The following is an 11,648-nucleotide window of genomic DNA, read 5'->3' on the forward strand; positions in this document are numbered from 1 at the left end:
CGACTTAGTTCCCAAACATCAGTGCTGTCAGCACAAAATCCAAACCTAATACCGCCAACGACGCATGAACTACCGTGCGCGTCGTCGCCCTGCTGATCCCTTCCGATGTTGGGATAGCGTCATAACCATTGAACAGTGCAATCCAGGTTACCGTAATAGCAAAAACGACACTCTTGAGAAAACAATTGAGCAGATCTTTTTGCCATTCCACCGCAGATTGCATGGATGACCAGAAGAAGCCACCATCAATGCCTTTCCAATCCACACTCACTATTGCACCGCCTAAGATCCCCACAGCAACAAAGATCAAGGAAAGCAAGGGCATACTGATAAAACCAGCCCAAAAACGCGGGGCAATAACACGGCGCAGCGGATCAACCGCCATCATTTCCAGACTGGAAATCTGTTCAGTCGTTTTCATCAAACCAATTTCTGCGGTCAACGCTGAGCCAGCTCGCCCTGCAAACAGTAATGCTGTCACCACAGGCCCCAATTCACGCAGCAGTGATAACGCCACCATCATGCCAAGGCTGCCTTCCGCACTAAATGTGGTCAACACCAGATAGCCCTGCAAGGCCAACACCATGCCAATAAACAGCCCTGAAACCACGATGATTAAAAGAGATTGAACACCTACGCTATACAGTTGCTGACGCAATAGTGTCCATTGTTTGGCAGTTTCTGGCTTACCAATGATTGCATTAAACAGCATAAAGCCCGCACGACCGAATGAAGCCGTAACCTCAATCGTACGTCGGCCCATTGCTGCTAATGCCCGTGTTAACATTAACATTCCATCATCCTAATAACTCAGTTTTGTAATCCCCAGCAGGGAAACGGAAAGGCACAGGCCCATCAGCGATACCATCAAGAAACTGCCGTACCCGTTGATCCTGATTCATTCTCAGTTGATCTGGAGTACCTTCTGCGATCACTTTCTTCTCAGCCACGATATAAGCATAATCGGCAATACTCAGCACTTCAGGCACATCGTGGGAAACCACGACACACGTGACACCAAGTGCATGATTTAGCTCATCAATCAGCTTCACCAAAACGCCCATCGTGATGGGATCTTGACCGACAAAAGGTTCATCAAACATGATCAAGTCAGGATCGAGTGCAATCGCCCTTGCTAATGCTGCTCGCCTTGCCATACCGCCAGAGAGTTCCGATGGCATCAAGTGCGCAGCGCCACGCAACCCTACCGCTTCCAGCTTCATCATCACGGTTGTATGAATCAACACTTCTGGCAGTTGGGTATGCTCACGCAAGGGAAAAGCCACATTGTCAAAAACATTCAGATCAGTGAACAAAGCACCAGACTGAAATAACATGCTCATTTTTTTGCGGGCGGCATACAGGCGTGGGCGGGACAATGCCGGAATATTATCACCATCAAACCAAATTTCACCGCGCTCAGGGCGAATTTGCCCCCCGATCAGACGCAGCAACGTGGTTTTTCCGATACCAGAAGGTCCCATAATGGCGGTAATTTTTCCTTTCGGAACGGTCAGATTAATATCAGCAAAAATCGGGCGTTGGCCTCGGGTGAAATGCATTCCGCAGATCTCAATAAGATTTGCTGTTTGTTGACTCATTGTTGATAGCCCCTAACCGTTAATAGAACTGTATTCATGACTGTATTTAAATAATTAATCATGCATACTACAAAAAATTGCCCAATTTTGCGTTAGCAAAGTTGTGACAAATTTTACTTTTTATCGCTTGATCGTCAGAATGTATAAGTCTAGCTGAATAAACATTCCATGTTTAAAAATCAACCATTATTAGCATTATGCTCGGAATAAAACTTATTTAAGGGACACTCCATGTTTCTGACAATTGTACTGCTCATTACCGGGTTGATTTTACTGGTGTATGGTTCCGATAGATTAGTTTATGGTGCGGCTGTTTTTGCCCGCGCCATGAAAATTCCCCCTTTTATTGTCGGCCTGGTTATTATGGGAATAGGAACCTCGCTGCCAGAACTGATGGTCTCTGTCACAGCAATTTTAGACGGACAGCCAGACATGGCCATAGGCAATGCCATCGGCTCCAATATTACTAATCTGTTGCTCATTGCGGGAGCAGCAGCTTTCATTCGTCCAATCAGGGTAAAGTCAGAGATTCTGCGACAAGAAGTTCCCCTAATGTTGGCGATCACGGCATTTGCAGGGTATTTGCTATCCAATGGATACCTGAGCCGGCTGGATGGTATTCTTTTAGTGCTTTCAGCCCTCTTCTTTATCTCCCTAATGATAAAGATGACCGCTTTTTCTCAACACAATAGGGCTGATAGCTATACCCAGGAACGAGATGCCGAATTGCCGCTCGAAGGCAACAAAGGAATTGCACTACTTTGGGTGGTTCTGGGGTTAATGATTCTTCCCATTTCTACCCGCATGGTGATTGATAATGCAACCGTCATTGCACGTATTTATGGTATCAGCGAACTGGTGATTGGCCTGACAATGCTTGCCGTGGGAACCAGTTTACCTGAGCTTGCCACTGCTATTGCTGCGGCCATAAAAGGTGAGAACGACATGGCAATGGGCAATATTGTTGGCTCGAACGTATTCAATGCCACTCTTGTCTTGGGTATCCCCGCCATACTTTCCCCTAGTGCCTTTTCACCTCAAGCATTTTCCCGAGATTTTTGGGTCATGATGGCAGCGAGTATACTATTCACAGTATTTTGTCTGGGAAAAAAGCATCGATTGAACCGATTGAACGGCATCTTGCTACTGGGCTGTTTTATCGCTTATTTTGTCGTACTTTTTGTTTCTAATTATTACGGTACTGAGTAATTGCCGATTGAATGGGAAAAGAGTGGGAAGTAAAAATGCCTAAAATCGATTTTCAGCAAGCAGGTAAGCAAGTATTACATATTGAACTTGAAGGGCTGGTTGGCCTGGAACAATACATTAATGACGATTTCAGCCAAGCCTGTGAACTCATGTTTAGTTGTGAAGGAAAAGTCATTGTGATGGGGATGGGCAAATCCGGTCATATTGGACGAAAAATCGCTGCGACATTTGCCAGCACCGGTACACCTTCGTTCTTTGTCCATCCTGGCGAAGCCAGCCATGGCGATCTTGGCATGGTAACAGCAAAAGACATCGTGCTGGCAATTTCCAATTCTGGTGAATCAAATGAAATTCTGGCATTAATTCCTGTACTCAAGCGACAAAAAGTCCCGCTCATCTGCATGACAAATAATCGCAATAGCAACATGGGCAAAGCCGCAGACATCCACTTGTGCATCAAAGTTCCACAAGAAGCCTGTCCATTGGGATTAGCCCCTACCACCAGCACTACCGCCACACTCGTCATGGGTGATGCATTAGCCCTTGCACTCTTGCAAGCGCGTGGCTTTACTGCTGAAGACTTCGCGCTTTCCCATCCAGGTGGAGCACTCGGACGCAAACTTCTGCTGCTGACCAGTGATTTAATGACCACCGGTGGTGATATTCCCCGTGTTCCCCGCACAGCGACTCTGCGTGAAGCGTTGGTGGAAATCACCCGCAAAAAATTGGGCATGACGGTTATTTGTGATGATGACATGCAGATCTGTGGTATTTTTACCGATGGCGATTTACGCCGTGTTTTCGATATGGGCATTGATTTAAACAATGCAAAAATCTCTGATGTCATGACTGCCGGCGGCATTCGTATTAAACCCAATGCACTGGCAGTTGATGCCTTAAATCTGATGCAATCACGCCATATTACCTCACTATTGGTCACAGAAGGTGACAAATTACTTGGTGTGCTACACATGCACGATCTTTTGCAGGCCGGTGTTGTGTAGGCCGGCCTTCTATAAAACAAGTAAACTGATACAAACAAGCATGATATAAATCTTAAGAGAATTTCTTAATGAGTCAAAAAGCGTACCTGGACACCTGTTATGGCCCAGTTAATAAAACAATTATCGAAAAAGCCCGTCGAATCCGTTTGCTGATTTGTGATGTTGATGGCGTGATGTCTGATGGGCTTATCTACATGGGCAATGAAGGCGAAGAGCTGAAAGCCTTTAACGTTCGTGATGGTTATGGCATCCGTTGTTTAATCACCTCCGGTATTGAAGTTGCCATCATTACTGGCCGCAAAGCAAAACTGCTGGAAAATCGGGCAAAAACACTCGGCATTACACATCTTTACCAAGGACAAAACGATAAGGTTTTGGCGTATAAGGAACTGTTGGATAAACTAGCGTTGCAGCCAGAGCAAGTCGCCTATATTGGCGATGACCTTATTGATTGGCCTGTCATGGCACAAGTTGGTTTATCCGTTGCAGTTGCTGATGCCCATCCTTTACTGTTGCCAAAAGCAGATTATGTGACTCAGATTGCCGGCGGACGCGGTGCAGTCAGGGAACTTTGTGATTTGGTGCTCTTCGCTCAGAACAAGCTCGAAGATGCCAAAGGGTTATCCATATAAATTAAAATTGAAAAAAGAATGAGCAAAATTCAATCCTGGCTGATCGCAATACTGGCACTGATCGCGCTCGCGCTGATTGGCTGGAATTTCTCGAGTATCAATGATGATGCCTCATCAGCCATTGTGGATGATGGTTATCCGACTTACCAAACACAGGAAGCCATTACTTTTGTCTATGATCCGGAAGGTAAGTTGACTTACAAGCTGGTTGCTGACGATGTTAAAAACTATACGGAAACCAAATTGACCTGGTTTACCAACCCCGTATTGACAACATTTGCCCCCAATAGCCTCCCTGGCACCCCGATAGCGACATGGACAGTGCGCGCTAACAAAGCCAAACTGACCAAAGATAAAATGCTTTATCTGTACGGGGATGTCCAAGTGGATAGCCTGAACGATGCGTCACAATTGCAGCGGATCACAACAGATAATGCGATCGTCAATCTGACAACCCAAGATGTCGCATCCGATGACCGAGTCACGCTTATTGGTGTCGGTCTGAAATCTGTTGGCATGAAAATGCGCGGCAATCTGCGAAACAAAACTGCTGAACTGATTGAAAAGGTGACCACTCAATATGAGATTCCACATGAACAACCTAATCCGTAATTCCGTTATTGCCAGTACACTTTTTGCCGTCAGTTTGCCCGTACTGGCTTTAAAAGATGATACAAAAAAACCCATTACTATCGACTCAGCAAGACAGTCATTAGATTTAACGGGAAACATTGCCACCTTTACAGATAATGTCACCGTAAAGCAAGGTTCGATCGACATTCATGCAGATAAGGTCGTTGTTACCCGCCCGGATGGGAATTCTGACAAGACAGTGATTGAAGCATTTGGTAATCCTGCCACTTTTTACCAATTGCAAGATGATGGTAAGCCCATCAAAGGTCATGCATCAAAGATGCGCTATGAGATGGATAAAGAGCTGGTCACCCTGACAGGGAACGCCTATCTTGAACAGCTAGACAGCAATATTAAAGGCGATAAAATCACTTATCTGGTACCAACACAACAAATGGAAGCATTTAGTGATAAAGGTAAACATGTCACCACCGTCCTGTTACCTGCCCAGCTACAAGAAAAAGGCCCTGGTGTTAACGGTGCTGACGCTCAGAAAAAGGGTAAATAACGACTGATGGCAATATTAAACGCAGAAAATCTGGCGAAAGCCTATAAAGGCCGTAAGGTCGTTGAGAACGTCAGCCTAAATGTGAAATCAGGGGAGATTGTTGGCTTGCTTGGCCCCAATGGAGCGGGCAAAACCACGACTTTCTATATGGTAGTCGGCATTGTTCCACGTGATGCTGGCTCTATCACCATTGATGAAGAAGATATCAGCCTGCTGCCCCTGCATGAACGTGCACGCCGTGGAATAGGTTACTTACCTCAGGAAGCTTCCATCTTCCGTCGTTTGAGTGTATTCGACAATTTGATGGCGGTACTGGAGATCCGCAAGGATCTGACTCAAGAGCAGAGAAAAGTGCGTGCCGAAGAGTTGATGGAAGAATTTCACATCTCTCACCTGCGTGATAACCTTGGTCAATCACTTTCCGGTGGTGAACGCCGTCGGGTGGAGATTGCCCGTGCATTGGCGGCCAATCCCAAATTCATTCTGTTGGATGAGCCTTTTGCCGGCGTTGATCCCATTTCCGTACTGGATATTAAAAAGATCATTCAACATCTGCGGGATTACGGATTGGGAGTACTGATTACTGACCACAATGTGCGTGAAACACTGGATGTCTGTGAACGTGCCTATATCGTCAGCCAAGGCCATTTGATTGCCCACGGTACGCCGAATGACATCCTGAATAACGAGCAAGTCAAACGCGTCTATTTGGGTGAAGGTTTCCGCCTTTAACTTTTATCCTTCTGTCAGGCGCGATTCAAGGAACTCTTCAAGCTAGGTTAAGGAGAAAGTGGTAACGCTATGAAGCAAAGTTTGCAACTCAGGCTCAGTCAGCAATTGACGATGACGCCACAACTCCAGCAAGCCATCCGTTTGTTGCAACTATCTACGCTTGAGCTTCAGCAAGAGATCCAGCAAGCATTGGAAACCAACCCACTGCTTGAGCAAGATGATCTGCATCAGGAAGTGGAGAACCAGGCCCTTTCTGATGCCGATACTGAAGTCATGGATACCCGTGAAGCACTTGAACAGAGGGATATGCCTGAAGAGCTACCGTTAGATGCCAGTTGGGATGAAATTTACACCGCTGGCACGCCTTCAGGAACTCACAGTGATTATAGCGTTGATGATTTCCCCGTATATCAGGGAGAAACCACCCAAACTTTGCAAGATTACCTCATGTGGCAGGCAGGATTAACGCCATTTACCGAAACGGACGCTGCCATTGCCACTTCAATCATTGACGCCATTGATGACACCGGATATCTGACCATTTCTACCGAAGAGATCCTTACCAGTATTGGTGATGATGAACTGACTTTGGCAGAGGTCGAAACCGTTCTCAAACGCATACAACATTTTGATCCGATCGGCGTTGCTGCCCGTGACTTACGCGAATGCTTGCTTATCCAGCTTGCAATGCTGCCGCCAAAGACGCCCTATCTGAATGATGCCAAACTTATTGTCAGCAACTACCTGGCACTACTGGGTAATCGAGACTTCCGTAATTTATTACGTCAGAGCAAATTAAAAGAGAGTACCCTGAAGGGGGCAATTGATATCATCCAATCACTGGAACCAAAACCTGGCCTGGTAGTCAATACTGGTGAATCCGAATATGTTATTCCAGATGTATTGGCACAGAGAGAAAATGGACGCTGGCAAGTCAGGCTAAATACCGATAGCATCCCCCGTCTGCGCATCAACCAACACTACGCAGCACTGGGACAACGGGCCAACAATGAGAGTGACAGCCTGTTCATACGCAATAACTTGCAAGAGGCCAAATGGCTGCTCAAGAGCCTCGAAAGCCGTAATGAAACATTGCTGAAAGTCGCCCGCTGTATTGTTGAACGGCAACAAGACTTTTTTGAATATGGTGAGGAACACATGAAACCACTGGTATTGGCTGATATCGCCTATCAGATTGACATGCATGAGTCCACCATTTCTCGCGTGACAACCCAGAAATACCTGTATAGCCCACGAGGGATTTTTGAACTTAAGTATTTTTTCTCCAGTCACGTCAACACCGACAGTGGTGGTGAAGCTTCTTCTACCGCGATACGTGCGCTGGTGAAAAAACTGGTCGCGGCAGAGAATCCGGCTAAGCCACTGAGTGACAGTAAATTGACCAGCATACTCGCTGAGCAAGGTATTCAAGTGGCTCGCCGGACTGTCGCAAAATATAGAGAGTCGTTATCCATCCCGCCTTCAAACCAACGTAAGAAATTGGTTTGAACAACACAGAGAAGGAAAACACCTATGCAACTCAAAACCATGCAACTCAATGTTACAGGCCACAATATTGAAATTACCGATGCACTTCGCAACATTGTGAACACCAAATGCGGCAAATTGAATCAATACTTCGATAAAATTAACCTCATTCAGGTCATCCTCCGGGTGGAAAAGGTGCAACGGATTGCCGAAGCTACAGTGTATGTTAATGGAGGTGAGTTGCATGCAAGCTCAGAACATGAAGACATGTATGCGGCAATTGATGTACTGGTAGATAAGCTAGCGCGTCAATTGACCAAACACAAAAGTAAATTGAGACAACATTAATCGCTTTTAGGCAACGGGGCTGTCATAAAATTATCACTGTTCTATCTATAACACCGTCTATAACGCCCTGTACTCAGTGCGATCTGTAGATCGGTTTTAGAGCGGCAGTGCATTAATACCGGATGCCTTAATCAGGCATCTGGTATAACAAGGCCCTAAGTGAATAAAGAAATGAACAACGAAACAGATTTACCACTAAGCTCAGTGCTTTCACCCGCATGTACACGCAACAACGTACCTTGTTCGAGTAAAAAGCGCGCCTTAGAGATTATCAGTGAGCTGGCATCAAAACAGCTTGAAGTGCCGGAAAATGCCGTCTTCGAAGCTATTCTTGCGCGCGAAAAAGTCGGTACAACAGGAATTGGCAACGGGATTGCAATCCCTCACGGCAAATTGGATAAAGAGTGTTCGGATAATGCCGTAGGGGTATTTTTGCACCTGGAACAACCCATTACCTTTGACGCCATCGATAATCAACCTGTTGACTTGCTGTTCGCTTTATTGGTGCCGTCAGACCAATGTCAGACTCATTTACACTCACTATCATTGATTGCAAAGCGCCTTGCAGATAAAAATCTCTGCCGTCGCCTGCGCTCAGCGCAGAGTGATGAAGAACTGTATAAAATTATTACTGAATAAATAGCGATTATAATTATAAACATTTAGGGGGAGTCGCCTCATGGTGCTGATGATAGTCAGTGGTCGTTCAGGTTCTGGGAAATCCGTTGCTTTGCGGGCACTGGAAGATATGGGCTTCTATTGCGTGGATAACCTACCCGTTGTGTTGCTGCCAGAATTGGCAAGCACACTGGCCGAACGTGATATCTCGGCGGCGGTTAGCATTGATGTCAGAAACATGCCGGAATCGCCAGAAATTTTTGAAGAAGCCCTGACGCAATTGCCTGATAGTTTTTCACCACAATTACTGTTTCTTGATGCGGATCGTAATACCCTGATCCGCCGCTACAGTGACACACGCCGTCTGCACCCACTCTCCAGCAAAAATCTGTCACTGGAAAGTGCCATTGACCAAGAAAGCGATTTGCTTGAACCCCTGCGCTCACGTGCTGACTTGATCATTGATACATCTGAAATGTCCGTTCATGAACTGGCGGAAATGCTCAGGACACGTCTATTAGGCAAACGGGAACGAGAATTGACGATGGTGTTTGAATCCTTTGGGTTCAAACATGGTATTCCCATCGACGCAGACTACGTTTTTGATGTGCGTTTCCTGCCAAACCCTCACTGGGACCCGAAACTGCGCCCAATGACGGGTTTGGATCGTCCTGTGGCCGCGTTTTTGGATCGCCATACAGAAGTTCATAATTTTATTTATCAAACCCGTAGCTATCTTGAGCTTTGGTTACCTATGCTGGAAACCAATAATCGCAGTTATCTGACCGTCGCTATTGGTTGCACAGGCGGAAAACACCGTTCAGTCTATGTAGCAGAACAGTTGGCTGATTATTTTCGTTCCCGTGGCAAAAACGTGCAATCACGCCACCGCACACTGGAAAAACGCAAATAATATGAATAACACAAGCCATGACAGTCAAACAAAGACTTGAAATTAAAAATCGGCTCGGAATGCATGCTCGGCCTGCGATGAAACTGCATGATCTGGTACAACAGTTTCAATCAGAAGTGATTCTGCGTAACAGCAGTAACTTACAGGCCGAGGCCCGCAGCGTCATTGCCATGCTGATGCTCGATTCTGAACAAGGCAGCCATATTGACGTTGAAGTCAATGGGCCGGATGAACAACAAGCACTGGCGGCCATTATCGAACTCTTCAACGCCGGGTTTGATGAAGAGTAACACCTCCCTTCTATATATATTGCATATTGTCTCTAATGGCTTCTTATTCAAGACAATACTCCCACCAGTCCCCAAATATAACGATACAACAAACGGATTTAACTTGAATCTTGATTTATTCCTTGATATATAGCAGATAATAGTTATTACTCTTATTACAAACAACTTTTTATTCAACATTTGAAGTCAAGCATTAGTGACAGCATACACAATCAATGTTAGGACTTAGTTGAAATAAATTAATGTTAATTCAATCCCCCAGGAAAATATAAAAATAAGTTAAAGACAATGAAAGAAAAGAATAAAATAATACAACATCATTTCGATAATGACTTGATAAAGTTAATTAACTTTAATCTCGATTGTGCTGAAAAAGAATGGCAACAAGTTCGACATAAATTAAATAAAAATGAAACTAATATATCAATGGATTGGATTAATAATAATTTCCATCAGCATGTTGATAGCAATAATAACGTTATCACCACTGAATTAAATTCTGAATACAGTCACAAAGATAGCGTTAAACCAGTACCGGAAAAAGAAATGGTACAAACGTTCATACCCGGCTATCCAGTTTTAGAGAATAATAAACCTGAAGTTGATGAATTTGTTGTATTTATGATGGATATGAGAAACTCCAGCTCCAGCTTTAAACAACGTCCCACCGCCACTATAGAATGTGGTTTACAAAGGATTTTCTATGAAACGTCCGCATTAATTCCAGCAGTAGTTTATACAGCCGCACAAGAAAGTGGGAAAATGACAGAGCTACTTGGCGATGGGGCATTAATTCTTTTTCACATTAAGCCTAACAACCGCGTAAATATAATAAATAAAGCTTATATGGCTGGCAAACAATGCATTAACAATACAATTAATCATGTTAATGCTATCTTATGGGATAGATACAATTTACCCCCTTTAAAAATTGGTATAGGCCTTGCTTATGGAACTGCCATCGTTAAGGTCATAAATATAAACGGACATCATCCTAAAGTGATAGGCCAGTGTGTTTGGGAAGCAACAAAATTAAGCCACGGAGAAAATACGATAGGGTTGTCAGAAGAAATTCAAAAAATATTAAATTTAAATAAATCATGTTGATATTATATACCAATCTAACTTCAATATGCGTGTGTTTTCTCCCCGCTTCGCGGGGAGAAAACAGGTTTCATATCACGTTGTAAATTGCAACTTGAAGTTTAATGTGTATAAAAATAGTTAGCCAAAAAGCGCTGCGAAAAATCACTAAAAATCTTACCTGGTTTATTCCCCCATCGCAGGTTCAACTATCAGCATATTTTACAAAATATGGGAATTCATCGCATGTTATTGGGAACGCCTGAAATGATCGCTGATGATGTGGAAAAATGGTTTTTTGGAGAGTGCCGCCGATGGGTTCGGGCTGACTATACAGAACAGATACGCTTCGGTGTGTCCTCTTGCCAAGGCAGGGCGAGATCTCACATTTTTAGCAAGGTTATTGAGGTTAAATAAAGACCAGAATATGACTTTCTATAGCTATTTCTCCCATTAAAACGCTAAGATCACGCTATTCCATAAAAATAGCGATCATAACAATGAGTATTTTTTATTTTATCAGCAAGATAGATGACCCACGTTCTGACATCAATAAAAAACATGAATTGATGGATGTGATTTTTTTGGC

General features: G+C 44.4%; 14 protein-coding genes. 12 read left to right on the top strand and 2 right to left on the bottom strand.

Translation table 11 applies throughout. The features are described 5' to 3' along the window. Positions 1–4 precede the first annotated feature (4 nt). Complete coding sequence (gene mlaE, locus IQ211_RS05465; RefSeq protein ID WP_189758762.1) at positions 5–787, bottom strand: lipid asymmetry maintenance ABC transporter permease subunit MlaE; 783 nt, start codon at positions 785–787, stop codon at positions 5–7. 10 nt (positions 788–797) lie between these two features. Continuing rightward, positions 798–1,601 (bottom strand): phospholipid ABC transporter ATP-binding protein MlaF, encoded by an 804-nt coding sequence (gene mlaF / locus IQ211_RS05470; RefSeq protein ID WP_189758744.1) that lies wholly within the window; start codon positions 1,599–1,601, stop codon positions 798–800. Positions 1,602–1,832: 231 nt separating this feature from the next. Between mlaF and IQ211_RS05475 the strand changes: the two genes are divergently transcribed. The 12 genes from IQ211_RS05475 (at position 1,833) to IQ211_RS05530 (ending at position 11,083) form a co-directional block, all read left to right on the top strand. Beyond that, positions 1,833–2,810, top strand: coding sequence for a calcium/sodium antiporter (locus tag IQ211_RS05475; RefSeq protein WP_189758745.1), 978 nt, complete (start codon positions 1,833–1,835; stop codon positions 2,808–2,810). A 35-nt stretch (positions 2,811–2,845) separates the two neighbouring features. Further along, positions 2,846–3,814: an arabinose-5-phosphate isomerase KdsD gene (kdsD, locus tag IQ211_RS05480; protein WP_189758746.1), complete on the top strand. Its 969-nt coding sequence runs from the start codon at positions 2,846–2,848 to the stop codon at positions 3,812–3,814. 68 nt (positions 3,815–3,882) lie between these two features. Then, positions 3,883–4,446: a 3-deoxy-manno-octulosonate-8-phosphatase KdsC gene (gene kdsC / locus IQ211_RS05485; protein ID WP_189758747.1), complete on the top strand. Its 564-nt coding sequence runs from the start codon at positions 3,883–3,885 to the stop codon at positions 4,444–4,446. An 18-nt stretch (positions 4,447–4,464) separates the two neighbouring features. Beyond that, a complete protein-coding gene (gene lptC / locus IQ211_RS05490; protein WP_189758748.1) occupies positions 4,465–5,058 on the top strand; it encodes an LPS export ABC transporter periplasmic protein LptC in 594 nt (197 codons plus the stop codon). Next, entirely contained in the window at positions 5,039–5,587 is a 549-nt protein-coding gene (gene lptA / locus IQ211_RS05495; RefSeq protein ID WP_189758749.1) for a lipopolysaccharide ABC transporter substrate-binding protein LptA, read from the top strand. Before lptC ends, lptA begins: the two co-directional genes overlap by 20 nt. Before the next feature lie 6 nt (positions 5,588–5,593). Continuing rightward, positions 5,594–6,319, top strand: a complete 726-nt coding sequence (lptB, locus tag IQ211_RS05500) for an LPS export ABC transporter ATP-binding protein (RefSeq protein WP_074020586.1) — start codon at positions 5,594–5,596, stop codon at positions 6,317–6,319. Positions 6,320–6,388: 69 nt separating this feature from the next. After that, positions 6,389–7,828, top strand: coding sequence for an RNA polymerase factor sigma-54 (gene rpoN, locus IQ211_RS05505; protein ID WP_189758750.1), 1,440 nt, complete (start codon positions 6,389–6,391; stop codon positions 7,826–7,828). Between the two features lie 39 nt (positions 7,829–7,867). Further along, on the top strand, positions 7,868–8,155 hold the full coding sequence (gene hpf / locus IQ211_RS05510; RefSeq protein ID WP_189758763.1) for a ribosome hibernation promoting factor: 288 nt from the start codon (positions 7,868–7,870) through the stop codon (positions 8,153–8,155). A 171-nt stretch (positions 8,156–8,326) separates the two neighbouring features. Continuing rightward, on the top strand, positions 8,327–8,794 hold the full coding sequence (gene ptsN / locus IQ211_RS05515; protein WP_189758751.1) for a PTS IIA-like nitrogen regulatory protein PtsN: 468 nt from the start codon (positions 8,327–8,329) through the stop codon (positions 8,792–8,794). A gap of 40 nt (positions 8,795–8,834) precedes the next feature. Then, positions 8,835–9,686, top strand: a complete 852-nt coding sequence (gene rapZ, locus IQ211_RS05520; protein WP_189758752.1) for an RNase adapter RapZ — start codon at positions 8,835–8,837, stop codon at positions 9,684–9,686. Between the two features lie 17 nt (positions 9,687–9,703). Further along, positions 9,704–9,976 carry a PTS phosphocarrier protein NPr gene (gene npr / locus IQ211_RS05525; RefSeq protein WP_047768742.1) on the top strand — a complete coding sequence of 91 codons (273 nt, stop codon included), beginning with the start codon at positions 9,704–9,706 and terminating at the stop codon, positions 9,974–9,976. A gap of 288 nt (positions 9,977–10,264) precedes the next feature. Next, positions 10,265–11,083 (top strand): hypothetical protein, encoded by an 819-nt coding sequence (locus IQ211_RS05530; protein ID WP_189758753.1) that lies wholly within the window; start codon positions 10,265–10,267, stop codon positions 11,081–11,083. Positions 11,084–11,648: the final 565 nt, after the last annotated feature.

This window comes from Xenorhabdus griffiniae (assembly GCF_015163655.1).
Taxonomy (GTDB): domain Bacteria; phylum Pseudomonadota; class Gammaproteobacteria; order Enterobacterales; family Enterobacteriaceae; genus Xenorhabdus; species Xenorhabdus griffiniae.